25 protein-coding genes are annotated in these 25578 nt (G+C 47.4%); 15 read left to right on the forward strand and 10 right to left on the reverse strand.

Annotated features, from left to right (window positions below; genetic code table 11):
* Positions 1-9: 9 nt before the first annotated feature.
* Positions 10-867: a DNA adenine methylase gene (locus HMPREF2865_RS04835; RefSeq protein ID WP_070645968.1), complete on the forward strand. Its 858-nt coding sequence runs from the start codon at positions 10-12 to the stop codon at positions 865-867.
* A gap of 267 nt (positions 868-1134) precedes the next feature.
* On the opposite strand, the gene HMPREF2865_RS04840 is transcribed toward HMPREF2865_RS04835, so the two are convergent.
* From HMPREF2865_RS04840 to HMPREF2865_RS04850, 3 genes are all read right to left on the reverse strand, one after another.
* Positions 1135-1992 carry a CAF17-like 4Fe-4S cluster assembly/insertion protein YgfZ gene (locus tag HMPREF2865_RS04840; protein ID WP_070645970.1) on the reverse strand — a complete coding sequence of 286 codons (858 nt, stop codon included), beginning with the start codon at positions 1990-1992 and terminating at the stop codon, positions 1135-1137.
* A 122-nt stretch (positions 1993-2114) separates the two neighbouring features.
* On the reverse strand, positions 2115-2678 hold the full coding sequence (locus tag HMPREF2865_RS04845) for a peptidylprolyl isomerase (RefSeq protein WP_070645972.1): 564 nt from the start codon (positions 2676-2678) through the stop codon (positions 2115-2117).
* 199 nt (positions 2679-2877) lie between these two features.
* Complete coding sequence (locus HMPREF2865_RS04850) at positions 2878-5100, reverse strand: TonB-dependent receptor (RefSeq protein ID WP_070645974.1); 2223 nt, start codon at positions 5098-5100, stop codon at positions 2878-2880.
* Between the two features lie 232 nt (positions 5101-5332).
* On the opposite strand from HMPREF2865_RS04850, the gene HMPREF2865_RS04855 reads away from it, so the two are divergent.
* The 12 genes from HMPREF2865_RS04855 to HMPREF2865_RS04910 all read left to right on the forward strand — a co-directional run bounded on the left by HMPREF2865_RS04855 (position 5333) and on the right by HMPREF2865_RS04910 (position 16171).
* On the forward strand, positions 5333-7099 hold the full coding sequence (locus tag HMPREF2865_RS04855; protein ID WP_070645976.1) for an ABC transporter ATP-binding protein/permease: 1767 nt from the start codon (positions 5333-5335) through the stop codon (positions 7097-7099).
* Between the two features lie 146 nt (positions 7100-7245).
* Positions 7246-7971 carry a glycosyltransferase family 2 protein gene (locus HMPREF2865_RS04860; protein WP_070645978.1) on the forward strand — a complete coding sequence of 242 codons (726 nt, stop codon included), beginning with the start codon at positions 7246-7248 and terminating at the stop codon, positions 7969-7971.
* A 4-nt stretch (positions 7972-7975) separates the two neighbouring features.
* A complete protein-coding gene (locus HMPREF2865_RS04865; protein WP_070645980.1) occupies positions 7976-8905 on the forward strand; it encodes an LpxL/LpxP family acyltransferase in 930 nt (309 codons plus the stop codon).
* 26 nt (positions 8906-8931) lie between these two features.
* Positions 8932-9369 (forward strand): acyl-CoA thioesterase, encoded by a 438-nt coding sequence (locus HMPREF2865_RS04870; RefSeq protein WP_004519960.1) that lies wholly within the window; start codon positions 8932-8934, stop codon positions 9367-9369.
* Positions 9370-9472: 103 nt separating this feature from the next.
* Positions 9473-10852 carry an MATE family efflux transporter gene (locus HMPREF2865_RS04875; RefSeq protein WP_070645982.1) on the forward strand — a complete coding sequence of 460 codons (1380 nt, stop codon included), beginning with the start codon at positions 9473-9475 and terminating at the stop codon, positions 10850-10852.
* A 63-nt stretch (positions 10853-10915) separates the two neighbouring features.
* Positions 10916-11689, forward strand: coding sequence for an LEM-3-like GIY-YIG domain-containing protein (locus HMPREF2865_RS04880; protein WP_070645984.1), 774 nt, complete (start codon positions 10916-10918; stop codon positions 11687-11689).
* Positions 11690-11735: 46 nt separating this feature from the next.
* Positions 11736-12776, forward strand: a complete 1041-nt coding sequence (murB, locus tag HMPREF2865_RS04885) for a UDP-N-acetylmuramate dehydrogenase (protein WP_070645986.1) — start codon at positions 11736-11738, stop codon at positions 12774-12776.
* An 18-nt stretch (positions 12777-12794) separates the two neighbouring features.
* Entirely contained in the window at positions 12795-13436 is a 642-nt protein-coding gene (locus HMPREF2865_RS04890) for a TetR/AcrR family transcriptional regulator (protein ID WP_070645989.1), read from the forward strand.
* Between the two features lie 89 nt (positions 13437-13525).
* Entirely contained in the window at positions 13526-14299 is a 774-nt protein-coding gene (locus HMPREF2865_RS04895) for a Rossmann-fold NAD(P)-binding domain-containing protein (protein ID WP_070645992.1), read from the forward strand.
* Between the two features lie 50 nt (positions 14300-14349).
* Positions 14350-14922, forward strand: a complete 573-nt coding sequence (locus HMPREF2865_RS04900) for a ubiquinone biosynthesis accessory factor UbiJ (protein WP_070645995.1) — start codon at positions 14350-14352, stop codon at positions 14920-14922.
* Between the two features lie 26 nt (positions 14923-14948).
* The gene (locus HMPREF2865_RS04905) at positions 14949-15839 is read left to right on the forward strand and encodes an NAD(+) kinase (RefSeq protein ID WP_036491160.1); all 891 of its coding nucleotides are present in this window, start codon (positions 14949-14951) and stop codon (positions 15837-15839) included.
* A 26-nt stretch (positions 15840-15865) separates the two neighbouring features.
* Entirely contained in the window at positions 15866-16171 is a 306-nt protein-coding gene (locus tag HMPREF2865_RS04910) for a hypothetical protein (RefSeq protein ID WP_003746349.1), read from the forward strand.
* Positions 16172-16269: 98 nt separating this feature from the next.
* Here the strand turns inward: HMPREF2865_RS04910 and HMPREF2865_RS04915 are convergent, their stop codons facing one another.
* The 7 genes from HMPREF2865_RS04915 to HMPREF2865_RS04945 form a co-directional block, all read right to left on the reverse strand.
* On the reverse strand, positions 16270-17322 hold the full coding sequence (locus HMPREF2865_RS04915) for an AAA family ATPase (RefSeq protein ID WP_283120637.1): 1053 nt from the start codon (positions 17320-17322) through the stop codon (positions 16270-16272).
* Positions 17323-17435: 113 nt separating this feature from the next.
* Complete coding sequence (locus HMPREF2865_RS04920; RefSeq protein ID WP_070646001.1) at positions 17436-18239, reverse strand: RNA ligase family protein; 804 nt, start codon at positions 18237-18239, stop codon at positions 17436-17438.
* A 59-nt stretch (positions 18240-18298) separates the two neighbouring features.
* Positions 18299-19600, reverse strand: a complete 1302-nt coding sequence (locus HMPREF2865_RS04925; protein ID WP_070646004.1) for a polyamine export protein PaeA — start codon at positions 19598-19600, stop codon at positions 18299-18301.
* 186 nt (positions 19601-19786) lie between these two features.
* Positions 19787-20212 (reverse strand): low molecular weight protein tyrosine phosphatase family protein, encoded by a 426-nt coding sequence (locus HMPREF2865_RS04930; RefSeq protein WP_234394521.1) that lies wholly within the window; start codon positions 20210-20212, stop codon positions 19787-19789.
* Positions 20184-20399 carry a hypothetical protein gene (locus HMPREF2865_RS04935; RefSeq protein ID WP_003679777.1) on the reverse strand — a complete coding sequence of 72 codons (216 nt, stop codon included), beginning with the start codon at positions 20397-20399 and terminating at the stop codon, positions 20184-20186. The genes HMPREF2865_RS04930 and HMPREF2865_RS04935 overlap by 29 nt, the downstream gene beginning before the upstream one ends.
* 187 nt (positions 20400-20586) lie before the next feature.
* Positions 20587-21894 carry a replication-associated recombination protein A gene (locus HMPREF2865_RS04940; protein ID WP_070646158.1) on the reverse strand — a complete coding sequence of 436 codons (1308 nt, stop codon included), beginning with the start codon at positions 21892-21894 and terminating at the stop codon, positions 20587-20589.
* 316 nt (positions 21895-22210) lie between these two features.
* Positions 22211-23506, reverse strand: a complete 1296-nt coding sequence (locus HMPREF2865_RS04945; RefSeq protein WP_070646007.1) for a hypothetical protein — start codon at positions 23504-23506, stop codon at positions 22211-22213.
* 146 nt (positions 23507-23652) lie between these two features.
* Here HMPREF2865_RS04945 and HMPREF2865_RS04950 point away from each other — a divergent pair, with 146 nt between their 5' ends.
* The gene (locus HMPREF2865_RS04950) at positions 23653-24024 is read left to right on the forward strand and encodes a hypothetical protein (protein WP_036529330.1); all 372 of its coding nucleotides are present in this window, start codon (positions 23653-23655) and stop codon (positions 24022-24024) included.
* Positions 24025-24167: 143 nt separating this feature from the next.
* The gene (gene thrC, locus HMPREF2865_RS04955; protein ID WP_070646009.1) at positions 24168-25577 is read left to right on the forward strand and encodes a threonine synthase; all 1410 of its coding nucleotides are present in this window, start codon (positions 24168-24170) and stop codon (positions 25575-25577) included.
* Position 25578 lies beyond the last annotated feature (1 nt).

Here is a 25578-nt window from a genome sequence, read left to right on the forward strand (position 1 = left end):
GCAGAAAATATGAAATACTATACGCCATTACGTTATCCTGGAGGAAAGGGTAAACTAGCATTTTATCTAAAAGAAATTATTAAGATTAATGAACTATTTGATAAAAATTATATTGAACCTTTCGCAGGAGGAGCAGGAATTGCATTAGAACTTCTACTGGAAGAATATGTACAAACAATACATATAAATGATATTGATATTGCTATTTATAGCTTTTGGCATTCCGTTTTATATGAAACTGATATTTTATGTTCTTTAATTAAAGATACAAAGGTAGATATGGATACATGGAATAAACAACGATCCATATTAGAGAAAGGGACAGATGTTTCACATTTAGAATTAGGATTTGCGACTTTCTTTCTAAACAGAACAAATCGTTCAGGAATATTAAAAGCAGGTGTGATTGGAGGGTATAAGCAAGATGGGAAATGGAAGTTAGATGCTAGATATAATAAAGATGACCTTATTAATCGTATACAAAAAATTGCTCGGAAAAAAGATAGAATCAAATTAACTAGCTTAGATAGCGCTAAATTGATAAGGTCGCTCTTACCTAATTATTGTAATAATAGTTTCATGTATTTGGATCCTCCGTATTACATAAAAGGACAAGGATTGTATAGAAATTTCTATACTCATCAAGATCATATTGAGATTAGAGATGCTTTGTTGGCTAGCAATTTGAAGTTTTGGATAGTCTCTTATGATGCAGTTAAGGAGATTAAAGATATATATGGAAATTTTAGAAATATATTATATTCATTGAGATATTCTGCTCAAACTAAAAAGGAAGGAAATGAAATAATGATATTCTCACCTCATATGCAAATTCCTGAAACAAGTTGTAGCCTGCGTCCCCGTTAGTCGTATTTGTTGTGGACACGCCCACACACGCACTACCTGCGGGCGACGCAAACCTTAAGATTAAGGTGTAGGGTGTGTGCGGTACGCACGCACGCGGTTTTTGTTGTTACCAAATGATCCCAAACCATGCCGTAATTCAGTCGGCAGCAAACGCTGCTTGGGTCATGTACCAACAAAACTCAATATCAAAGGCCGTCTGAATTTCAGACGGCCTTTCTGTTTTCATTTCAAGCTAATATTTAAGCTTTTTATTCAATCATCTAACAATTAATCTTTCTCAACCGTAAAAAACAGTTCTTCCTGTTTCAAAGCATTGCCGTCTACATCGGTCAATGCTGCTTCTGCTGCGGAAAACTTGATAACGGCGAGGCTGAGGCTGCCTTGTTCAGTCAGTGCTGTATTGAGGATGACGCCTGCTTCTTCTTCGCCGACTTTGACGGCAATACCGGCGGCTTCCAAAGAATCGCCGCTTAATACGGCCAGACCGCGTTTGACTTGGCCTCGGTATTGGGCGCGGGCGATGATTTCTTGGCCAGGGTAGCAGCCTTTACGGAAATGGACTGCGCCGATGATGTGTTGGTTGAGCATTTGGGCAACAGCCGCTTCTTTGGTTGCGGCGCAAATCCACGGATAGCCGCTGCGGATTTCGTGCAGGTTCCACACGTTTTCGACTCCTGCTTGATATTCGGCTGCGTTTTCGGCTACTGAAATTTTCAGACGGCCTGTGTGCGGCAAGGTAATTTCTACGGTGTTTGCTTGAATTTGGGCCGGGAAAGACAGTTGCGGTTCGGTAGCAGGATGAGGTTCTGCATTGTCTGCCAACTCGCCGCTGACTGCTAAATCAGGCATCAGCTCGAAGACGACTTTTGCACGCAAGACAAACATTCTTAGGCGTTTGACGATGGCTTCGGTCAAATCTTGCGCCATGACCAACAGTAAATCTTCTCCGCGATTGACGACCAACATATTCGCCAACACACGGCCTTTAGGCGTATTGTATGTGGCGTAACATGCCTGATCGATAGCTAAATTATTAATATCGTTGGATAATTGGCCATGAAGAAATGAAGCTCTGTCTTCACCGCTGACGCGGACAACGCCGAAAAAAGGCAGGCGGGTTTGCATAATCGACTCCTTAAATGGTAGATGCTGAATTATCGCCCAAATTGCCGCTTATTATCAAATAAATAAATTCAGGCCGTCTGAATGTTTCAGACGGCCTGTTGTTTGGGTTCAAACAATCAAAATTATTTGATGCTGACTTTGCGGATAATCACGGCTTCGGTTGGAACGTCTTGATGATAGCCGCGTGTCGCTGTTTTCACTTTGCTGATTTTACGGACCACGTCCATGCCGGAAGTGACTTTACCGAAAACGGCATAGCCGTAGCCTTGAGGGGTTTTGCTTTTGAAATTCAAAAAGTCGTTGTCGGCTGTATTGATAAAAAACTGGCTGGTTGCTGAATTCGGGTCGCCGGTACGCGCCATGGCGATGGTACCGACGTTATTTTTCAAGCCGTTGTATGCTTCATTGGTGATGGCTTTATCGGTGGATTTTTGTACCATATTCTCGGTAAATCCGCCGCCTTGAATCATAAAATTGTCGATGACGCGGTGGAAAATCGTGTTGTCGTAAAAACCTTTTTTGGCGTAATTGACAAAGTTTGCCACGGTTTTCGGCGCTTTGACTTCATCCAGCTCCAGTTGGATGTTGCCCATATTGGTTTCAATCACGGCATGGGTAACCGCTTGCGCTTGCACGGAAAGTGAGAGTGCGAGGGTGCACAGGGTCAGTTTGATGGATTTTTTCATATGTCTTCTCGAATAATGTATTGTGAAAATGGAATATTAACCTTGTTTCGCGTGAAATCCATAAAAAACATGTAAGATTTTTCAAGCAAAAAACATAAGGCAATCAAATTAGGCCGTCTGAAAAGGGATAAAAACCAAATTCTTGCTTTTTATCATTCCCTTTCAGACGGCCTGCTATTACGGTCAAACCGAAATCAGATTAGAAATCCAATTCCGCTTTCAGCCAATAAGTGCGCGGCATACCGACGACGGCGAAGCTGCGGTCGTATTGGCCGCGCTGTACCTGCCAGTAGTTTTTGTTGAACAGGTTTTCTACCGAGCTGCTGACGGTCAACGTATTTTTGCCGAGCTTGGTTTTGTAGCGCGCACCTACGTCAACCAAGGTATAGGATGGGAAGGCGTATTGTTTTTGCATGTCTTGATAAGACTTGCCGAAGTACGAAACGTTGCCGTTCAAGGTCAAACCTTTGGCAAACGGGGTGTCCCATTCCACGCCCGCTTTGGCAATCACGCGCGGGTTGGCGACTTGTACGCCGTTAACCAAATTATCGGCGAAATTCGGATAATCTTTTACGGTTGATTGCAGATACATCAGACCGAAAGTCGGACGCAGGGTTTTGTTCAACAAGTTGGCATAGGTATTGAACTCAATACCGCGGCTGCGCTCCATGCCTTGCTCGGAACCGCTATAAGCCAAGCCTGCATTTTTGCGCGCTGCGAAATCAGTACCTGAAGTTGTGTTGCCGCGCCAGTAGCCCGGACGTTTGATTTGGAACGCGTTTAAAGTGGTTACAAAGTCGCCCCAGTTTTTGCGTACGCCGACTTCAAATTGGCGGCTGACGCGCGGATCTGCCATCGTCACATGACCGTCCTCATCGGTACGGATGTTGGACGGCTCCAAATCTTCCATATAGTTTCCGTAAACCACCAAATCAGGCTGCGGAACCCATGCCGCCATCAACATCGGGCTGAAACGGTTCGCATCCGCTTTGCGGCCGTTTAATTTGTTTTTCTGCTCGACGGCTTGGAAACGCCCGCCCAAAGTGAGTCGGTATTTGTTGTCGGCAAAACCAAGCGTGTCAGATACCGCCAAACTGTTCACTTTGATCACGGTGTCCACTGAAGGCGTTGCACTCCATGCCGTTCCTAAGTTGGAATCCAATTTTGCCAACTGGGTTGGAATATCAAGGCTCGGATCGATAACGCTGCTTCGTGTTTGACGTGCGCCTTGATAAGTGGTGCGTTTACGGTCGATACGGTCAAATGCGGCACTCCAGTTGTGACTTACCGGTCCGGTTTCAAATTCGCCGCGAGCAGTCAGATTCATACTGAGCGTTTTGAAACGCTGGTCAGTCAAACGTGCGCGACCTGAATTGTAGGTCAAACCGCTGCTTGTGACGGTAGGAGAGGCGAAATTACCGTAATAACGTGCATTGTTGTAGCCGATGCCGCCTGTAATTTGGGCATTTTCAAATGCATCCCATTCGAAGGTCAGCATATTCGTTTGACCGCGCGTGTTTTGAGCCTGCCAGCTCGGCGCCAAATTCACTTTGCCTTCAGGTGCATCAAACAAGTGGCCGTTGGCGTTTTGAATGTCCTGCATACGCGCGCGGCCGCCGTTGGTTTTGCGTTTCGCGTAGATGGAATCGAACGCCACGCGCAGTTTTTCGCCTCGATAGTCGGCATTCAAGGCAAATTCTTTGTTGTCTTCGCTGTAACCGTGGCGCGGGGTGTCGCCGTGGCGCAGTTTGCCGTTGGCGCGCACACCGAATTCTTTGTTTTCGCCGAAGCGTTGACCCAAGTCGAATGTGCCTTGGGCGCGGTTGTTGCTGAACCAGCCCAAACCGATTTTGCGGTTGCCTTCATCGGCGGCTTTTTTGGTTTCGATATTGACGGAACCGGATACCGCGCCTTCAGGGTCCATGCCGTTTACGGCAGTGGATGCGCCTTTAATCAGCTGCGCGGAGCCGACTTGCACGCTGGCTGTGCCTTGCGTGCCGTACATACCTGCCAAACCGTTGACGCTGAATTGGCGCGCATCAAGTTGGTAACCGCGGAAATACAGGCCGGTCAATGTGTTGCTTTCGCCGCCGAACTGCCAAACGGAAGCGTCTTTTTTCGCTACGGCATCCACCAAAGTACGCGCTTCGGTGTTGTTGAGGGCTTGTTCGTCGTAATTGACGACGGTAATCGGCACGGTAAAGGCGTTGGCTTTGCCCAATACGCCCAAGTTTACGCGGTCGCGCAAGTCGCCGTCGCTGGCGATGGAGTAAGAACGGGCGGCTTTGACGCGTTTGGCGTCGGCGCGGACATTGACTTCCTGCAACTGCTGTTGCACAGGGGTTTCGGGTGTCGCTTCATCGGCGGCATAAGAAAATGCGCTCATAATCAAAAGCGGCATCAGGGCTAATTTGCTATTCATAAAATACCTTCTGGTTTGAAATATTAATAATTCTTATATCGAGTAAAAAATTACAAAGTAATTTGGTTTTGCGATTATATTTGATAAGATTCCTGCTTTCCACAAAAACAAATAAGAACCGTTTGTACATACAAAAAATACAACAGTTCAGAAAACTATTATTACAGTTACCATAGTCAAATAAATTTGCCGTCCTTTCAGACGACCTTTACTTCCTTTCAGAGAACACTCCATGCAAAAATGGCAAATCGAGCTTTATTCCACGCCGTCTTGGCTATTGCAGACCTTATTGATGGTCGCTGCAGCCTCGGCGGTCATTCTGTTTTTTGCACGCAATACACGCTTCGGGCGTGAGTTTAGCTATATCCTGCGTCTTTGCCTGACGCCGAAAAGTGCAGTTAAAGTATTGCTGCTGATTACGGCGATGATTACGCTGCTGTTAACCGAAGTACGGCTGAATGTGTTGAGTACCTTTATGTCCAAAGGGCTTTACGACTCGATGCAGGATTTGAATGCCTCCGCGTTTTGGATGTTTGCAGCGATGAACGCGGGCGTGGTGTTGATACGGGCGTTTAACAACGTCGTCAACGACTTTCTCGATCAAGGCTTGGCGATTAAATGGTCGGAGCGGCTCAATGAAGTTTTGACTTCACACTGGCTTGCCGACAAAAACTACTACCGCCTGCAAATGCGCCGCCACGCGCCGGACAACATCGACCAGCGTATCCAACAAGACGCGCAGGATTTCATCGCCTCGACCATAGAATTTGTGCGCGGCATGGTCAATTCGGTCGTTACCTCTTTGGAATTTGCCGTTGTTTTATGGGGTTTGGCGGGCATCCTGACCGTGTTCGGCTTCGACATTCCGCACGGCATCGTTTGGTTTGTCTATATATTTGTGATTTTGGCAACCTTTGTCGCCATGTGGATAGGTAACCCGTTGATTCGTTACAACTATGAAAACGAAAAGCTCAACGGCGACTACCGTTATTCCCTCATCCGCGTACGCGACCACGCCGAAAGCGTGGCGTTTTACAGCGGCGAAAAACACGAACACGACCAGCTTTCCGACCGCTTTAAAGCCATTATCCGCAACCGTTGGCGCATTGCGCGACAAAGCGTCTGCCTGAGCGGCTTTAACGATATGTTCACCAACGGCATCAAACTCTTTCCGATTATTTTGCAAGCTCCGCGCCTGTTTGCCGGACAAATCAAAATCGGCGACATCCAGCAGACCGTCCAAGCCTTCGCACGACTGCAAAACGCGCTGTCTTTCTTCCGGATGTTCTACAACAAATTCACCGCCTACCGCGCCCGATTGGAGCGTCTGTACGGATTCTTGTTGAGTACGGAAGAACAACACAGCACACAACAACCCGACATTACCGAGGTTTCAGACGACCTCTCGCTGGAAAACGTCGCCCTGTTCCGCCACAACGGCGAAATCCTGCTGAGCGGCATCAACGTCAACCTCAAAAGCGGCGATTCCCTGCTGATACGCGGTCCGAGCGGTTGCGGCAAAACCTCGCTGCTGCGCGCGCTGGCGGGGCTTTGGCCGTTCGGCAGCAGCGGCAAAGTCAGCCGTCCGCCGCATCAAGACATCCTCTTCCTGCCGCAACGCCCGTACACGGCACAAGGCAGTCTGCGCGATGCAATTTGTTACCCCGACATCGACAAACAACATCCGGAACTGATCGACGCCATGAATACCTGCCGATTAGGTTATCTGGTTGATAAATTAGATAAAACCGATGACTGGCAACATAAACTCTCCCCTGGCGAACTGCAACGCGTCGCCTTCGTCCGCGCCCTGCTCTCGCAGCCCAAAGTCATCCTGCTCGATGAAGCTACCGCCGCCTTGGACGAACCGACCGAAGCCATGCTCTACCGTGCCTTAAAGCAAAAACTGCCCGACAGCATCATCATCAGCATCGGCCACCGCAGCACGCTCAACGAGTTCCATGATTTATGCCTCGATGTCGGTCATGTACAATGCTGAATTAATGGCATATCAAAGGCCGTCTGAAACAGTGAAAAACGAAATCAAACGATTTTCTCCTCGCCGTTTCAGACGGCCTTTTCAAACGCCATGGCATGTTTATTTGTTATACTCTGCATTGTGTTAACGTCGTCTAAAAAATATTTATGAAAACCCTGGCCCTCATTCCACATTACAACCATCCGACCACCATCAGCCACGTTGCCCAAACCATGCGCGGCTTCGGTTTAAACGTTTTAATTGTGGACGACGGTTCACGCGAAGAATGCAAACCTGTATTGCAGGATTTGGTTTCAGACGGCATTGATGTCCTTTACCGCCCCATCAACGGCGGCAAAGGCGCAGCGGTCAAAACCGGCTTGGAATACGCTCAAGAACATGGCTATACCCACGTTTTGCAGGTTGATGCAGACGGCCAGCATTGCTTGAGCGACACACCCAAACTCCTCGCCGCAGCAAGACAAAACCCCGAAGCCGTTGTTTGCGGCTGGCCGCAATACGGCGATGACGCGCCCAAAGCACGGCTTTACGGACGCAAAATTACCGATTTCTGGAATATGCTGCACACTTGGTCATGCGACATCAAAGACGGTATGTGCGGCTTCCGCCTCTATCCGCTTGCACCCGCGCTATCCGTCGTCCGCGAAGAAACCGTAGGCGACCGCATGGACTTCGATACGGAAATCCTTATCCGCCTGTATTGGCGCGATGTCAAACCGGTTTGGATTAAAACGCCCGTCCAATACGCCGCCGACGGCGTGTCCCACTTCGATGCCTTTGCCGACAATGTTCGCATCAGCAAAATGCACACACGGCTGTTTTTCGGCATGCTGAAACACCGATTGGGTAAAGTTTTCGGAAAGGCCGTCTGAAACCATGACCGATAATAAACAAACCCATTGGGCGGCGCAGCCCGAACGCGGCAGCCGCCTGTTTCTCGCTCTGACCACACTGATGGTGCGCTATCTGCCGGCTTTTTTCATGAGGCCGTGCATTTGGTTTGTGGTGCTGTATTTTTATGCAACCGCGCCCAAACCGCGCCGTCATGTCTTACGCTATCAAACCCGTCTTCAGACGGCCTTTCCCCATACCGTCCTGCCGAAACACAGCGTATTCAAACAATTCATCGCATTTGGCGAAGCGGTTTGCGACCGTTTTGCCGTGTGGCAACGCAAAATCCGTTATGAAGATTTGGTGATTGAAGATCCGGACGATATCTATTCGCAAGTCAAGCGTAACGAACGCGGCCAGATTTTTGCCTGTTCGCACTTGGGCAATACCGAAGTTTGCCGTGCGCTGGTGTCGCACCATAAAAATTTCAGACTCAATGTATTGGTACACAGCAAACACGCGCAGGCATTTAACGAGGCATTGCAAAAAGCCGGCGCAGAACATATCCGCCTGATTCAGGTGACAGATTTGGACACCACCCTGATGATGGAATTGAACCGCCGTATCGAAGACGGCGAATGGATTGCCATCGCGGCCGACCGTGTGCCTGTACGTGGCGAGAAAACCGCCGACATTAATTTCTTAGGTCACACAGCCCCTATGCCGCAAGGCGCATGGCTATTGGCTTCGCTTTTAAAAACGCAGGTAAACACGCTGTTTTGCGTCAAACAAAACGGCCGCTATCATTTAAAACTGCGCCGCTTTACCGATACTTCCAGCTGGAAACGTGGTAACCGCGAGGCTGCCGTCAAAGACGCAATGCAGGGTTTTGCCGACATTCTGGCGCAAGAATGTGCGCAAAATCCGCTACAATGGTTCAATTTTTATGATTTTTGGGGCGAAGACGCCGTCTGAAACCATCACACTTACTCTTTTAAACCATGAAAAAACACATCTACTGCCAACACAGCTTTGAAACCGAAGTTCCTTTTTTTGACGTAGATGCCATGCACATCGTGTGGCATGGCAACTATGTCAAATACCTTGAAACCGCACGTTGCGCTTTTTTGTCTTCCATCGGTTACGACTACAACGAAATGGGACGGCAGGGGTACAGCTGGCCGATTGTGCAGATGAACCTCAAATACATCCGCCCTGCCCGTTTCGGCCAAAAAATCCGCGTTGATATGGACATCGTCGAGATCGAAAGCTGCCTGCGTATCGATTACACCATTTACGATGCCGAAACCAATGAAAAATTGACCCGCGCTTCGACTACCCAAGCCGCGGTGTCGCTTTCAGACGGCCTGATGCAGTTTCAAACGCCGGACAGCTGGTTGGAAGCAGTAAAAAGACATCCGACATTTAAGGCCGTCTGAAAATTTTAGCGATTAAACAACATATTGCCTGCTTATCAGTATTACCCTTTATAATTTTAAATTTCTGTTTTCAGACGGCCTTTATCCTCAAACCGCACACATTATGCTACTGAACCTCAATCGCTTTGCCTTTCCTGTTTTCTTAAAAGAAACCCGCCTGCTTACCGCCCTCGCCCTGCCTATGCTGTTGGCGCAAGTGGCGCAAGTGGGCATTGGTTTTGTCGATACGGTGATGGCCGGTGGCGCAGGTAAGGAAGATTTGGCCGCGGTGGCTTTGGGCAGCAGTGCGTTTTCCACGATTTACATTACCTTTATGGGCGTGATGGCGGCGTTGAACCCGATGATTGCCCAGCTGTACGGCGCGGGTAAAACCGAAGAAGTCGGCAAAACAGGAATGCAGGGCATTTGGTTTGGCTTGTGTTTGGGCGTATTCGGTATGCTGTTGATGTGGACGATGATTACGCCTTTCCGTCATTGGCTGACATTGAACGATTATGTCGAAGACACGATGACGCAATATATGTTCTTCACCAGCTTGGCAATGCCGGCTGCCATGATACACCGTGCCCTGCACGCCTATGCCTCAAGCTTGAACCGTCCGCGCGTGATTATGTTGGTCAGCTTCGCGGCATTTGTGTTGAATGTGCCGCTGAACTATGTGTTCGTTTACGGCAAATTCGGTATGCCTGCTTTAGGTGGCGCAGGTTGCGGCGTGGCAACGGCGGCGGTATTTTGGTTCAGCGCATTGGCTTTGTGGCTTTATATTGCCAAAGAAAAATTCTTCCGTCCGTTTGGTTTGACGGCAAAAATCGGCAAACCCGATTTGACGGCTTTCAAACAGATTTGGAAAATCGGCGCCCCCATCGGCTTGTCTTATTTTTTAGAAGCCAGCGCGTTTTCGTTTATCGTCTTTTTAGTGGCGCCATTCGGCGAGGATTATGTCGCCGCGCAACAAGTCGTCATCAGCCTGTCGGGCATTTTGTATATGGTTCCGCAAAGCGTCGGCTCGGCAAGCACGGTACGCGTTGGCTTTTCGCTCGGACGGCGCGAGTTTTTGCGGGCGCGTTATATTTCAGGCGTTTCATTGGTGTTGGGCTGGATGCTTGCTGCCTGTACCGCGCTGCTCTTGGTCATCTTTCGCTTTCAGTTGGTCGGTATGTATACCAACGATGCGGCCGTATTAGGCATTGCCGCGACCGTTTTATTTTTCGCTTCCCTATTCCAACTGGCAGACGCCACCCAATGTATCGCTTCATATGCGCTGCGCGGCTATAAAGTGACCAAAATGCCGATGTTCATCCATGCCGTGGCTTTCTGGGGTTGCGGCCTGTTGCCCGGCTACCTGCTTGCCTATCATGCCGATATGGGCATTTACGGCTTTTGGACCGCGCTGACCGCTTCACTGACGATTGCTGCCATCGCATTGGTATGGTGCCTGGAGCTTTGCAGTAAAGAGATGGTCAAATCACATAAGGCCGTCTGAAATTTCTTTCAGACGACCTCCATTGATGTTTTATTTATGACTTATTAACTTTTAAGGAAAAAAATGTTTTCAACTTCCATTATAGAAAAACTTGCTTACTATATTTATTGCTTGATTGACCCTAGAGACGGCAATATTTTCTATGTAGGTAAAGGCGTAGGCAATCGCGTTTTCCATCATGCCCAAGCCTCATTACAAGAAACAGAAAAGCCAAGTGATAAAATTGCCTTGATTAGGGAAATACATAAAAGCGGAAACCAACCCGTGTATTACATTCTGCGACACAACATTCAAACAGACGAACAGGCTTTTGAATATGAATCGATGGCAATAGACCTACTCTCTTTGGTCAAGCCGAGCCAGCAGCCGCTGACTAATATTCAAGGGGGCACACATTCTTCAAAAGTAGGATTAATGGACTTTTCGGAATTAAAGCGACAATATGATGCTCAGGAATTAAAAACTGGTGAACCCATTGTTTTAATTACAATTAATAAAGAATATGAGAAACTCAAAAAAGATATTAGATCCGGAAATATTCCTGAAGCCAATAGGGATAAGGAAATTTATGAGCGCACACGAAAATATTGGAAAATCGGAAGCCGACGTGAAAAAGCAAAATATGCAGTTGCAGTCTATCGCGGCTGGACATTAGCAGTATATGAAATCGAAAGATGGATTTCTGCCGACGATATTATTAAAGGTCGCTGGATGTTTGAAGGCAAGCCGTTGCCAAAAGAGTCCGACATTTATCAAGAAATCGTGGACAAGCTGACCTATTCTTCCCAAGAAAACTATAAAGCCCCCCAATATCCCATTACCTATCGTAATTGTTAAATAGTAAGTTTTCAGACGACCTGAATCCACAAAATCACAAATCATCATGCAACCCATCCAATACCAAACCGACCTCACCCCCTACAACACTTTCGGTCTTCGCGCCAAAGCCCAAGCCTTTATCGCGCTCAAACATGCCGACGAGTTGCGCGATATCGTCCGGCTGCCCGAGTTCAACCGAGATACTGTTTTATGGCTCGGCGGCGGCAGCAATATCCTTTTGATGGAGGACTACGCCGGTCTTGTTGTGCATATGGAAAACAAGGGAATACGCGAAATTGAGCATTCAGACGGCCTGGTTTATATCGAAGCGCAGGCCGGGGAAATTTGGCATGATTTTGTTTTACATACGGTTGGACTGGGTTTGAGCGGGCTGGAAAACCTCAGCCTGATTCCTGGCACGGTCGGCGCGTCTCCGGTACAAAATATTGGCGCATACGGCGTTGAAGCGAAAGATGTTATCCATAGCGTACGCTGCTTTGATTTGGATACGGACACCTTTGTCGAGCTTTCCAATGCCGACTGTGACTTTGCCTATCGTGAAAGTCTATTCAAACAGGAAGGCAAAGGCCGCTATGTGATTGTTTCGGTTGTATTTGCGTTGAAAGAGCATTTTGTGCCGAACTTGGGCTATGGCGATTTGGCGGCCGCAGTTGCCGAACTGAGCCAAGGCCGAGAAGCAACGGCCAAAGATGTTTCCGACGCAGTGTGTGCAATCCGCAACAGTAAACTGCCTAATCCTAACGTGCTTGGTAATGTCGGAAGTTTCTTTAAAAACCCTGTTGTCAGCGCTGAAAAAGCTGCCGATTTGTTGCAGCAATACCCCAATATGCCACGCTATCCGCAGCCTGACGGTTCGGTCAAACTCGCGGCCGGCTGGCTGATTGACCAATGCCGTCTGAAAGGTCATCAGATCGGCGGTGCGGCAGTGCATGACAGACAGGCTTTGGTTTTGGTGAATAAAAACAATGCATCCGCGCAAGATGTCCACCAGCTGGCACAATATGTTTGTAATACAGTATTTACTCAATTTCAGGTAGAATTACACGCAGAACCCAACTGGCTGCCTACTTCATACAGCCTATAAAACAAAGGAGTGTATCCCATGCCGCGCATTGCCAAAGTCAACACTTACACACGAATCATCAATGCCAGCCTCGCCTTGTTCAACGAAGAAGGCGAGCGCAATATCAGCACCAACCACATTGCCGCCCACTTGGGCATCAGCCCGGGCAACCTCTACTACCATTTCCGCAATAAAGACGAAATCATTGTCCAATTGTTCAAGCGTTACAGCGAAGCCCTGCTTGTCTACCTTAACGAAGCCGTATTGCCGTCTAATGTGGAAGACTCCATCAACTACATGGCCGGTATTTATGATGTGATGTGGGAATATCGTTTCCTTTTCAGCGATGTGAATACCCTGCTTGCCCGCAGTGCCGAATTATTGGGCGAACACAATACCTTTACCCAAGCCAAAGTTTCCCCGCTGTTGGTCAACCTGCTGACCCAGCTCAACGGCCTAAACATCATCAGCGCAGACCAAACCGCCATGAACGACCTTGCCGTCAATATGTGGATGGTGACGAAATATTGGTTTGACTTCGACAGCTCCCTGCGCGGCCGCGCCAAGTTGACCGAAGACTCCAAAGTACGGGGCATCAGCCGCACACTCAGCCTGTTGCGCCCTTACCTCCTGCCGGAACAACGTGCCGAATTCGACCAAAAAATCGGCAGCAACCATTGATTTTTCCATACAAAGGCCGTCTGAAAACGTGGCTTTAACCAAGTTAAAGCTATTTTCAGACGGCCTGTTAATTTTCGGATGCTTTATTTATGCACCTTCCCGATATTTCCATTCTCGGCTTAGGCTATCTCGGCCTGCCGCTGGCGCAAAAATGTTATGAGCAAAGCAGTCAGGTAGCCGCCATCAAACGCAACCTGACCTCCGACGACATCAATCTGCCGATAGAACTCGACATCATCGATTTGAATCAAGACAATATTTTTCACAGTTCGGCCTTGTGGCAAAACCATATCAACAAGCCGACATGGTTTTGCCTGCTTCCGCCTTCGTCATTAAACCATTACGCCGATACCCTGAAAGAATGGATTCAACTTGCCGAGCAGTCCAAGGTAAAACACATCATCTTTACCAGCAGTACCAGCGTGTATGGCGACCAAGCACGCATATGCGATGAAACCACGTCGCCCGATCCGCAAACCGAATCCGCCCGTCAAATCCTCACAATCGAGCAAGCCTTGCTTGAAAGTGCCGTACCCCATATCGACATACTGCGACTGGGCGGGCTTTACTCTGCCGACCGTCATCCCGTTACCAAGCTGGTTCAAAAAACACGCATTCAAGGCGGCAATCAACCCGTCAATATTCTTCATAAAGACTTGGCCGTCCAAATCCTTTTTCAGACGGCCTGCCAAGCTGACGGCAAGCGTATCCGCAATATTGTCGAACCCCTCCACCCAAGCCGGGCAGAATTTTATACTGCCGAAGCAGCCAAACTCGGCCTACCGGCTCCTGATTTCATCATTGATGACAAAAGCAACGGCAAAATTGTAAATACCGTTTGCGCAGACGGGCTAAGCCTGTAAAATTGCGACTCAACCCATTAATCCGTTTCAGACGGCATTTAGAGTAAACCATGTCCGCCCTATTTCCCCTTATCAACCACCTGATACAGCAAAATCCAGAGCAACAGCGCGAGCTGTCTGAATTTGCAGGCAGCATCATCTGCATCAGCCTGACCGGTTTCAGACTGACCGGACGCATCAACGAACAAGGTTTTCTTGAAACTGCAAACGAAACCGCCGACACCAACATCACATTCCACAACAGCGCCATCCAAAAAATCCTCCAAGGCGGCCAGCCCGGCGTGGGTGACATCAGCCTTGAAGGCGACTTGGTATTGGGCATGTCCGTCCTTCCTATTTTGGGTGGGCTGCGCTATTATCCGAGCGAAGATTTGGCGCGTGTATTCGGTCATGTGGCCGCAGAAAGCATCAGCTCGCGCGCCGGCGACATCGGCCGTACCATGAAAAAAATCGGCAAAAGCATTGCCGATCAAATCAGCGATTTTTCACGCGAACCCGAATCCCCTGTTATCGACCAAGCCACGCTTGCCGCATGGTTGGAAGAAGTGGACAAACTGCGTGACGACGTTGCCCGCCTAAACGAACGCCTCGACCGCCTCGAGCGCGATATCTGGATAGATTAGACACTTAATTTCAGACGGCCTATTACATGAAAAGCCCATTTAAAAACATCGGTATCGTTACGCGTCCCAATACGCCCGAAATTCAAGATACCGTCCACACATTGGTTTCTTTTCTACGCGAAAACGGCTTCACCATCTATCTGGATGAATTGAGCGTAGAAGAACACTGTGTCTATATCCAAGATTCCGCCTACTGCGAAACCGTCAACAAAGCCCAGCTGGGCAAATACTGCGACCTCGTCATTGTGCTCGGCGGCGACGGTACCTTCCTCTCCGCCGCTCGCGAAGTTGCCCCACGCGCCGTCCCCATCATCGGCATTAATCAAGGCCACTTGGGTTTTCTTACCCAAATCTCACGCGACACCATGGTTGAGGGCATCCGCCCCGTACTGGAAGGCAAATATCTGCCCGAAGAGCGCATCCTCATCGAAGCCAGCATCATTCGTGACGGCGAAACCATCGAACGCGCCCTCGCCCTCAACGACACCGTACTATCTCGTGGCGGCGCAGGCCAAATGATCGAATTTGAAGTCTTTATCAATCAAGAATTTGTCTATACCCAACGTTCGGACGGTCTGATTATTTCCACGCCGACAGGTTCGACTGCCTACGCGCTTGCCGCCGGAGGCCCCATCATGCAGGCCGGTCTGCACGCCTTCACGCTTGTGCCTATCTGCCCGCAATCCATGACCAACCGTCCGATTGCCATCTCCGACACCAGCGTGATCGAAATCCTCATCACCAAAAGCGGCGACGCACGCGCACATTTTGACGGACAATCCCATATCGACGTACAAAACTTCGACCGCATCATCATCCGCCGCTATCACAACCCCTTGCGCGTCCTCCATCCCACCGATTACCAATACTTCAAAACCCTGCGCCAAAAGCTGCATTGGGGCGAACAATTGATTTAAACACCACTTCAATAAACAGGCTGACCATGAAAACCATTTCCCAAACCTTAATCATCGCGCTGTGCGCCCTTTCCTCCCTCTCCGTCTCCGCACACGGTATGCACAAAAGCAAACCCTTGTCCTTTGAAGAATTGCCGAAAATCTGCCAGCAATACTTTACCCGCGCGGATGCGTGTTATCAAAAAGCAGGCGATAAAGCATCGTTCCAACGTGACAACACAAAATACCTGCGCCAAATCCTGCCTGCTGCCGACGTAGGCCAACGTGAACGCATGTGCCAAATTGCCATGGATACATTCGCTGAAAAAACAAAAGGCTTAAATTGCGAATAAAGACCTTCCCCTTAGCTCTAGTAATTTTAATTTCATAAAAAGGCCGTCTGAAACATTAGATTGTTTCAGACGGCCTACTTACAAAAACCCTTTACTTTTTAAGAAGAGACTACAAAATCCACTGTATGCGCTTCACTGTAATCAGGGATTTCCAGCTTTTCTATCATGCGGTGCAACACATCATTCGGAACAGAATGTTCGCGGTTACGGTTTTGCGATAGTAATTGCGTGTAAGGCACTTCCAAATAAATGAGATGCACACGTGCGCCGTAATCGGCAAACATCGGCAGCCATTTGCTGCGCAGGTCGCGGTTAAGATTGGTCGCATTAAAGACAAATGACGTACGGGCTCGCAGGTATTCTTTTGCCTGCTCTTTACCCAAACGCACTGCTTCGGCGGTATGTTTGGAATCTGCGGGATTGAGTTTACGCTCACGGCGAATCTCATCCAGCGACAGCATAGGAAGATGGGCAAGATATTGCCTGATGTAACTGTCTTTACCGCTACCTGCTATGGCACACATGGCGTACACATCAAAGGTTTGATCATCAAATGGCTGATAATCCGGCATTTCGCTACGGCCGTTAAGATAGAGATAGCGTCCGTAATCGCTGGCAAAAGTACGTGCCTTACCCCAACAAGCATTTTCTTCACAGAGTTCACGAAACAAATCAATGCGCAGTAAAATATCCTGTTGATCGCAACATATACGACCCAGTACATCGGCTTTAGCAAGCATGGCAAGATGCGCCGTATTGACCTGCAAACTGGCCGCTATGACGGCTCGCTCAGGATTAGGCTTGTTAATCGCCCATAAGGGCAATCCGTGCAAGCGCACGAGTTTGGCAATGGCTTCTCTTACAGCAAACGGAGCGGCAAGTTCGGTATACAGTAAAGTACGGGCGGTATGCTCGCCTTTTTTTGCGTGATGCGGCGAAACGATACGCTCTTTGCCGTTTTCTATTTCACACTTGGTCGTACTGCGTTTTTCCACATCATGCAGCATGGCGGCAGCAAACAAAATATGCTGCTCCTGTTCATCAAGCGCTTGAAACTCGGGCAGTTTCAAAAGGGCTTCGCACACCATTTTGGTATGCGTAAATACATCGCCTTCGGCATGCCACTCAGGGTCCTGGGGAACGTCCTTCATATCGGCAAACCAGCTGAAACGACGTTCTAATGCTTGCCAGTCAGGAAGTTGACCGGATATATAATATGGGAATGTCCACATAATTGTCTTTCTTATTATTGGATCATTGGACTTCAGTCCGTCTGAAACTGCCAGCTTTGCCAATGGTATTTGTCGTAATCGATAAGGTGGGCAGGCTTCCAAGTTTTCGTCCAATGAACGTCGGTTTTAACATGTTTGGCTCGCACCAATTTGAAAAGATTGTCGAATTCATTGGATTGAACAGGCAGGTTGCCGTTGTTGGTGGCAAAATCAGCGGCGTTCCGGATAACAAAACCTTCACTGCATGCCTTTCCTGTTTTCGGATCGTAGCCGCCGATCTTTCCGGCAGTTTGTACGCTGTCTGTCCACGGCTCTCCCAAATTAGCGGCAAGCCATTGCGCTAAAGCAATATCTTCATTGGCGTATTTTTGAGTGAAATCTGCAAGCGGCTGGACAATGGGGATTTCTGGCACAGTCGGAAAATCAAACAGCTGCGCATAAAATTTAACCTCTTCCCATGAAAGCCAATATCCGCCACGTCGGACTGCAAACAGGTAAAAATAGCTTTCCAGTTGTGAATAGGCAATCGAATGAATGCCATACATATTCTCGCCAAAAAGTTCAAGATCGCCTAAATCATCTTTAATTTGCTGCCATCGTTGCAGCAAAGGCTTGTCCCACGGATGCTGGGTAGGTGCAGCATGACTACGGGCATAGAGGCCGTGCGCGGCAAAGCAGTTGTTTTGCCCATCTAATTTTTCGGTTAAAACCAATTTCGGCAGTGAGGCAAAATATGAAAGAAAGCCGCGCGGCATAAAGCGGTCGTCTGAAGTCGTGCCGAGGCTGATGGGCGCGTGCAGGCTGCGGGCGTATTTTTGGGGTTCGGTTGTCGTCATAATATTTTTTCCTTTTTATTCATTTTTTAATTTTCTTTTCAAGTATTCCCAGCGACTTGTTATATTTTCCCCACTATATTTCCTTGTTTGGAAACCAAAAGTTGGTCGATTTTCAAATTTTCGGTATCGATGATTTCAAACTTATAACCGGCATAAACCAGAAAATCCGTACGCTTCGGGATTTTGCGCAGGGAATACATCATAAAGCCGGCGATAGTTTCGTAGTTTTCCGAATTGGGAAACTCTTCAATATCCAATGCGCGCATAACATCGGTAAGCGGCGTGGCACCGTCCACCAACCATGTATCTTCGGTACGGCGGATGATTTGCGGCTCTTCTTCGGTATTGACCAGCTCGCCCATCACAATGCTCATCACATCTTTCAGCGTTACCACGCCGACCACCAGCGCGTATTCGTTCACCACTACAGCAAAGTCTTCACCGGAAGTCTTGAAGGTCTCCAATACATCATAAAGCGACAGCGTGTCGGGGATAAACAAGGCTTTGCGCAACACGCGCTTGTCGGTCAGACGGACATCTTTTTCTTTTAAAAACAAGGTCAGCAGCGTATGCGATTCGATATAGCCGATAACGCGTTCCAAATCGCCGTCACATACGAGGAATTTATTGTGCGGTTTGTCCGACATCATTTCCAACACGGTATCGCTATCATCGTGTTTATCGAAATAGGCGATGTATTCACGCGTGCTCATGGTGGAAGTGACCGTGCGCTCCTGCATATCGAAAATGTTTTCAATCAGATAGTGTTCTTGTTCTTTCAATACACCAGCCTGCGCGCCTGCATCAACAACGGCATAAATATCTTCCGAAGTCAGCTGCTCCTGACGGACGGTTGAGATTTTGAAGAGTTTGAATATTGCGTTTGCCAATCCGTCAAAAACCCAGACAAGGGGCTTTAAGATAAAAATCAAAAACATCATCGGACGGACAATGCGTACCGCCACCGCTTCGGGATGGGTCATTGCCATACGCTTGGGCATCAGGTCGGCAATTAAAATAAAGCTGCCTGTAACCAGCGAGAAAGTCAGCAAAGAGGCAACTGTGCTGCCCCAACTGCCTGCATTCTCCAATAGTTTGCCAAAATAAGGACGTATTGCCGCCTCGCCAACGATACCGGCAAGAATGGCGACGGCGTTCAAACCGATTTGGACGACAGTAATAAAACTGCCTGGCTGCTGCTGCATATTGATTACGTCAAGCGCGCGCGTATCGCCGCCGTCTTTTGCCATGACCTGCAATTTGATTTTGCGTGCCGAAGCCAGCGCGAGTTCGGAACAGGACACAAACGCGCTAATAACAATCAGCAGGCACAATAATAGTAAGGCTTCAAAAATATTCATGAAAATGTGTGTGTGTGTATGGTATAGGTTAAAAATATTCAAACAGCAAAGGCCGTCTGAAAAATTCAATTTGATCTTAGATTTGCGTTTTATTTGTCAGTGATGCGTGAAGTAAATGATGTTTTGGAATAAATTTTACTTAGAAGTAAGTCATATTTTTTTCAGATAATCTTGAGGAAAACCTCATTATCTAGACAGATAAGGCACGACACTTTCCTTCAATATTTCTATCAACTCTTCATCCATGTATCTGTAATCATCAGGAATATCTAAAACAATCATTTCCTTATATTGCAAAGCACGGGGAAACTGTGCCAGCAGACGGCTCTTATGTTTTTGTTCCATTACGAAAATCTTATCCGCCCATGCAATATCATCTATGGAAACAGTATGCCGCGCATTGGGGCTGGTCCCTGCAGAACGTGCCTGTACATTTGGATAACGTCGAAATACGGTTTCAGCGGTAGGACTGCGCCATTGGTTACGACTACAAATAAAAAGTGCATTCATAAAAATTAAAAAAGGCGGAAAGTATCCGCCTTGTGAAAACCATCTCGATTGAATCGAAAATGTATCTTTTGAGTTAGTCAAACCATTCAGCATCAAATTCATGCTGTCTGAACGGATAAATAAAACCCAGTTTTTGTGCACGTTTGATTTTATTGCTGCGGAGATATATCAAATCCCACTTTTTTTCAGGTTTATATTTCAAAGGATTTTTGCCATGTACACGATGACTGGGGCGTTGCTCTTGATGTCGTCGCCATGCACGGCTACGACTTTGATCTAAATTGTCCATTATCTGCTTTCTAATTTTGTTTCGGAAATCGGGTTCAGCAGCCGCGATTTTTTATGTATTCGATTATTCGGCAAGAAAATAGGATGACAAAATTATAGCGAAATTAAAGATATAATGCCAATATTAAACCATCTATTAGGCTCAAAATAACCAAAGGCCGTCTGAAACTTGAGACACATTTATTGTTTTAATCATCCAACGCTTCTTCATCCAAGGATTTCAACCATTTCAGCTTTTCGCCGATTTTGATTTCCAATCCGCGTGGAACGGGTTGGTAGAAGTCTGGTTCGTCCAAGCCGTCGGGCATATAGCTTTCGCCGGCGGCGTAGGCGTTAGGCTCATCATGGGCGTAGCGGTATTCGCGTCCGTAACCCAATTCTTTCATCAACTTGGTCGGGGCGTTGCGCAGGTGGACAGGCACTTCGTCGCTGGCGTTTTCTTTGACGAAGCGGCGCATTTGGTTGTATGCCTTGTAGCCCGCGTTGGATTTTGCGGCGGCGGCAAGGTAAAGCACGGCTTGCGCCAAAGCAAGCTCCCCTTCCGGCGAGCCTAAGCGCTCATAAGTAGTGGCGGCATCATTGGCAATCGTTAAAGCACGCGGATCGGCCAAGCCGATGTCTTCCCATGCCATGCGGACAATGCGGCGGGCGAGATAGCGCGGGTCGGTGCCGCCGTCGAGCATACGGCAAAACCAATACAATGCCGCATTGGGATGCGAACCGCGCACGGATTTGTGCAGCGCGGAAATCTGATTGTAGAAACTCTCGCCACCCTTATAAAAACGGCGGATTTGCGCACCCAAACTATCAGCAAGGAATTCGGCGGTTAAGTTTTTCAGACGACGTGTATCGGCGGCGCGTAAAAGTTGTTCCAATAAGTTCAACAATCTGCGCGCATCGCCGTCGGCGGTATTGACGAGCAGCTCTTGCGCATCGGCTTCAATCGTAAAATCCCGGTATTCGGGCAACGCCAACACTTTGGCAATCAGTTTCTTGAGGTCGTCTGAAGACAAGGATTGTAAAACATACACCTGCGCGCGGCTCAACAGCGCGGGATTGACTTCAAACGACGGATTTTCCGTCGTCGCGCCGATAAAGGTCAGCAAACCGCTTTCGACATGCGGCAAAAACGCGTCCTGCTGCGCCTTGTTGAAGCGGTGGACCTCATCGACAAACAAAATCGTCGCGCGTCCCTGCTGCAAAGCAATTTCGGCTTTATCGATTGCTTCGCGTATGTCCTTCACGCCGGAAAACACGGCGGAAACAGGCAGAAACTGGGCATTGAAACTCTGCGCCAAAATCCGCGCCAACGTCGTCTTGCCCACGCCCGGCGGCCCCCACAGCAACATAGAATGCGGCTTCCCACCTTCCACCGCCACGCGCAGCGGCTTGCCTTCGCCGATTAAATGCTGCTGCCCGATAACATCATCAAGCGTATGCGGGCGCAGGCGTTCGGCAAGCGGCGCATCGGGTTGGCGGGTGAAAAGGTCGGACATGGCGGTTTCCATGAAAGAGGGTTTTCAGACGACGTGGATTATAGCAGGTCGTCTGAAAACGGACGGATGGCAAAGGAAATAATAAAGAACAATAAAGACAGGATACATCACAACCGTCATTCCCGCGCAGGCGGGAATCCGCTTGTGAATTTCAGTTGATTGATTTTTATGGCTTTGCTTATCCTCAAAGATGGATTCCCGCCTGCGCGGGAATGACGGCATGGGTTTGCATAAATTACTGGCAGATTTTTTTGTCTGTGTATCCTATATCAGGATGGTCATCCTTGTTTTTTGGGAAATTAGGATTGCATTTGCATCATTTAATCTCGATTGTCGGCTCTTTTACATCATATTTTGGTTGTTGGATAGGTTCAGTAGAGATATAACGTTCAGGCATGATTTGCAAATTTTTTCCGCTGATGATGATGCAGTAGTCCGTAGGTTGTCTGTCTACATCATCCATAAGGTTGGTTTGATAACTCGGACAGAAAACCTTAGTATCTCCAAGATTCCAAGCCATGTAGCCGTATAGGGCGTTTTCTCGTGGATCTAATTTTGAGCATTGTTTGGGCTTTGTAAAATACTTTTTTAATTTTTTTAAGTCTGACTTGTTAATTCCATTAGTTTCTTGAAAGCCATTATTTTGCTGGAAGTTATTATGCAGTAAATACCATGAAGAATTATCAGGTGTTTCAGCAAAACGAATGAAATGAATAGATTCAAAAATTAGAGTCTTATAATATTGAAAAAATAATAAAATAACAAAAATCAAAATGTAATAAACGCATGTATACAAAAAATAGTAATATTTCTTTTTTTCTTTATTTTGATTATTTTTTAACCCTAAAAAGAGAGAAATAATGGAAGAATTTATAATAAAGGATAAAATACTGATGAAAAGAATTTTATAGTGGTCATAATTATTATTAATGTATAAATATAAAAGACAGAAATTTAAAATTAGTACAAAAAATTCAATTATTAAAATGATAAATTTGATTATTAATTTAGATGAAGGTGATGCATTATACAGTTTAACTCCTATAAAATAAAAAATAGAAAACAGTGTCAAAAAAAGTAAAAATATAGATCCAAAAGTAATAGTGGTAGCTATAAAAACAGATGGATTAGTTATCATTTCAGGAAAGATGCTTAATTGTCCTATGTTTTCAAGATATTTGTATATAAAAAATCCACCAGAAATTGTTCCTAATATTGTCAAAATACCTAGCAGTTTACTGATGATTTCTAAGTAATCAGACAGTTTTATTTGCTTTTTTGGTTGCTCAACTGTATCAACTTGTTTCATTTCCTCCTGTTTTGCAGCATCATTATTTTCTGCGGCATTTTCATCTGCCTTCTTTTGAGTTTTTATTTTTCTTGGGCACATCCATTCCGCAATCTTTTTAAAGAATTTACATAAGCATGTCGATTCATCTGTATTCTGTACATCGTCTTTTGATTCAGGCTGTTTATTTTCAGCGGTATGCTCTGAATGCTCTTGAATACCTTCGTCAGCTGTTTTCTCTTGATCTTCTTTAGGGTTTTGCGTGTTTTCGTTTGATTTAGCTTTTGATTGAGCTTTGAATTTAACTTTTAATTTTTTAACCATTGATCAAGCCTCTATTTTCCCAAAAAAACGGATTATACCCGACTTTCCCCAATCCCCATCTCACACTGCTTACGGTATAATACGCATTTGTTTAAAGACTTTGCGGGGCGTTTCAGACGACCTTGCGGCAAGGGATGGCTATGAATATGAAAAAGATTGTTGCCGTTGCTTCTGTGGCGGCGTTGTTGGGCGGTTGCGCTTATGATTCTGACTCGGCGTTCGGCGGGTTGGGCGGCGGTACGGGTATCGGCGGCAGCGTGGTGAAAATGGCGGTCGATCATCAGTGCCGTTCGGAGTTGAACAAGCGCAATGAGTGGCGTTTGGTCGCGCTGACGATGAGCGCGGACAAGCAGCGCGAGTGGGAAGATAAAATCTGCGGCTGCGCGAGTGAGGAAGCGCCGAATCAGGTGTCCGCTCAAGAGTTGATGGATGTTTTGAATCCTTCTTCGCGCGATCGGGCGATTGCGTCGGTAACGGTGAAAACCGTCAATGCTTGTTTCAAGCGTTTGTATAGATAATGTTTTTCAGACGACCTCTGTGTAATGGGGTTGTCTGAAAGTTTATAGTGGATTAAGGTCGGGATAAGGCGACTTGCGGGATGGTTCTCAGGCAGGTTTCCTGTTTTGACCGGCAATATTTTTGTTTTTATAGAGAAGAAACCATGAAATACATCAGCACCCGCGGTGCAACCGCACGCAAGCAATTCAGCGAAGTTTTATTGATGGGCTTGGCTCCTGACGGCGGTTTGATGCTGCCTGAGCAATACCCTCAAATCGACCGTGCAACCTTAGACCAATGGCGCACACTCAGCTATCCTGAGCTGGCGTTTGAAGTCATGAGCCTGTTTGCCACCGACATTCCTGCTGATGATTTACGTGACATTATCAACCGCACCTACACCGAAGAAGTATTTGGTACCAAAGCCATTACTCCGGTGCGCACACTTTCAGACGGCATCAAAATCCAAGCCCTGTCCAACGGCCCGACTTTGGCATTCAAAGATATGGCCATGCAATTCTTGGGCAATGCGTTTGAATATGTATTGAACAAAGAAGGCAAAGAACTCAATATCTTGGGCGCCACCAGCGGCGACACCGGCTCTGCAGCCGAATATGCCCTGCGCGGTAAAAAAGGTGTTAATGTCTTCATGCTGTCGCCGGAAGGCAAAATGAGTGCATTCCAACGCGCGCAAATGTTTAGCCTGCAAGATGCTAATATCCACAACATCGCTGTTGAAGGTATGTTTGACGACTGCCAAGACATCGTCAAAGCCGTACAAAACGATGCCGAATTCAAAGCCAAATACCATATCGGCACAGTCAACTCCATCAACTGGGGCCGTATCGTCGCCCAAGTCGTGTACTACTTTGCCGGTTATTTCAATGCCACTTCGAGCAATGACGAAAAAATCAGCTTCTGCGTGCCAAGCGGCAACTTCGGCAATGTCTGCGCCGGCCATATCGCCCGCCAAATGGGTCTGCCTATCCACCGCTTGATTGTTGCCACCAATGAAAACGACGTATTGGACGAGTTTTTCAAAACCGGCGCATACCGCCCTCGCAACAGCGAACACACCCACGTCACATCCAGCCCGTCTATGGATATTTCCAAAGCCTCCAACTTCGAGCGTTTTGTGTTTGACCTGATGGACCGCGATGCAGACGAAATCAAAACCTTATGGGCTGAAGTAGGATCCGGCAAAGGTTTCAATTTGGAATTTGTCTTAAACAAAGTACATCAACAATATGGCTTTGTTTCCGGCAAATCGACCCATGCCAACCGCCTTGCCACCATCAAACAGGTTTACGAACAAGACCGCGAATTGATTGATCCGCATACAGCTGATGGCATCAAAGTAGCGCGTGAAGTACGCGAAGCCGGCGAAACCATTGTCTGCCTCGAAACCGCATTGGCTGCCAAATTTGAAGCCACCATCCATGAGGCTGTCGGCGAAGTTTCCATCCCTCGCCCTGCCGCATTGGAAGGCTTGGAAAATCTGCCACAACGGGTCCGTGTTGTCCCTAATAACGCAACGACAGTAAAAGACATCATTAAGGAAGCTTTGGCTTAAC

The sequence above is a fragment of the Neisseria sp. HMSC073G10 genome (assembly GCF_001812605.1).
Taxonomy (GTDB): domain Bacteria; phylum Pseudomonadota; class Gammaproteobacteria; order Burkholderiales; family Neisseriaceae; genus Neisseria; species Neisseria subflava_A.

Bases quoted from the DNA above. Each gene is read 5' to 3' on its own strand.
- HMPREF2865_RS04835 (WP_070645968.1), top strand. From the start codon at position 10: ATGAAATACTATACGCCATTACGTTATCCTGGAGGAAAGGGTAAACTA.
- HMPREF2865_RS04840 (WP_070645970.1), bottom strand. From the start codon at position 1,992: ATGCAAACCCGCCTGCCTTTTTTCGGCGTTGTCCGCGTCAGCGGTGAA.
- HMPREF2865_RS04845 (WP_070645972.1), bottom strand. From the start codon at position 2,678: ATGAAAAAATCCATCAAACTGACCCTGTGCACCCTCGCACTCTCACTT.
- HMPREF2865_RS04850 (WP_070645974.1), bottom strand. From the start codon at position 5,100: ATGAATAGCAAATTAGCCCTGATGCCGCTTTTGATTATGAGCGCATTT.
- HMPREF2865_RS04855 (WP_070645976.1), top strand. From the start codon at position 5,333: ATGCAAAAATGGCAAATCGAGCTTTATTCCACGCCGTCTTGGCTATTG.
- HMPREF2865_RS04860 (WP_070645978.1), top strand. From the start codon at position 7,246: ATGAAAACCCTGGCCCTCATTCCACATTACAACCATCCGACCACCATC.
- HMPREF2865_RS04865 (WP_070645980.1), top strand. From the start codon at position 7,976: ATGACCGATAATAAACAAACCCATTGGGCGGCGCAGCCCGAACGCGGC.
- HMPREF2865_RS04870 (WP_004519960.1), top strand. From the start codon at position 8,932: ATGAAAAAACACATCTACTGCCAACACAGCTTTGAAACCGAAGTTCCT.
- HMPREF2865_RS04875 (WP_070645982.1), top strand. From the start codon at position 9,473: ATGCTACTGAACCTCAATCGCTTTGCCTTTCCTGTTTTCTTAAAAGAA.
- HMPREF2865_RS04880 (WP_070645984.1), top strand. From the start codon at position 10,916: ATGTTTTCAACTTCCATTATAGAAAAACTTGCTTACTATATTTATTGC.
- murB (WP_070645986.1), top strand. From the start codon at position 11,736: ATGCAACCCATCCAATACCAAACCGACCTCACCCCCTACAACACTTTC.
- HMPREF2865_RS04890 (WP_070645989.1), top strand. From the start codon at position 12,795: ATGCCGCGCATTGCCAAAGTCAACACTTACACACGAATCATCAATGCC.
- HMPREF2865_RS04895 (WP_070645992.1), top strand. From the start codon at position 13,526: ATGCACCTTCCCGATATTTCCATTCTCGGCTTAGGCTATCTCGGCCTG.
- HMPREF2865_RS04900 (WP_070645995.1), top strand. From the start codon at position 14,350: ATGTCCGCCCTATTTCCCCTTATCAACCACCTGATACAGCAAAATCCA.
- HMPREF2865_RS04905 (WP_036491160.1), top strand. From the start codon at position 14,949: ATGAAAAGCCCATTTAAAAACATCGGTATCGTTACGCGTCCCAATACG.
- HMPREF2865_RS04910 (WP_003746349.1), top strand. From the start codon at position 15,866: ATGAAAACCATTTCCCAAACCTTAATCATCGCGCTGTGCGCCCTTTCC.
- HMPREF2865_RS04915 (WP_283120637.1), bottom strand. From the start codon at position 17,322: ATGAAGGACGTTCCCCAGGACCCTGAGTGGCATGCCGAAGGCGATGTA.
- HMPREF2865_RS04920 (WP_070646001.1), bottom strand. From the start codon at position 18,239: ATGACGACAACCGAACCCCAAAAATACGCCCGCAGCCTGCACGCGCCC.
- HMPREF2865_RS04925 (WP_070646004.1), bottom strand. From the start codon at position 19,600: ATGAATATTTTTGAAGCCTTACTATTATTGTGCCTGCTGATTGTTATT.
- HMPREF2865_RS04930 (WP_234394521.1), bottom strand. From the start codon at position 20,212: ATGAATTTGATGCTGAATGGTTTGACTAACTCAAAAGATACATTTTCG.
- HMPREF2865_RS04935 (WP_003679777.1), bottom strand. From the start codon at position 20,399: ATGGACAATTTAGATCAAAGTCGTAGCCGTGCATGGCGACGACATCAA.
- HMPREF2865_RS04940 (WP_070646158.1), bottom strand. From the start codon at position 21,894: ATGTCCGACCTTTTCACCCGCCAACCCGATGCGCCGCTTGCCGAACGC.
- HMPREF2865_RS04945 (WP_070646007.1), bottom strand. From the start codon at position 23,506: ATGGTTAAAAAATTAAAAGTTAAATTCAAAGCTCAATCAAAAGCTAAA.
- HMPREF2865_RS04950 (WP_036529330.1), top strand. From the start codon at position 23,653: ATGAAAAAGATTGTTGCCGTTGCTTCTGTGGCGGCGTTGTTGGGCGGT.
- thrC (WP_070646009.1), top strand. From the start codon at position 24,168: ATGAAATACATCAGCACCCGCGGTGCAACCGCACGCAAGCAATTCAGC.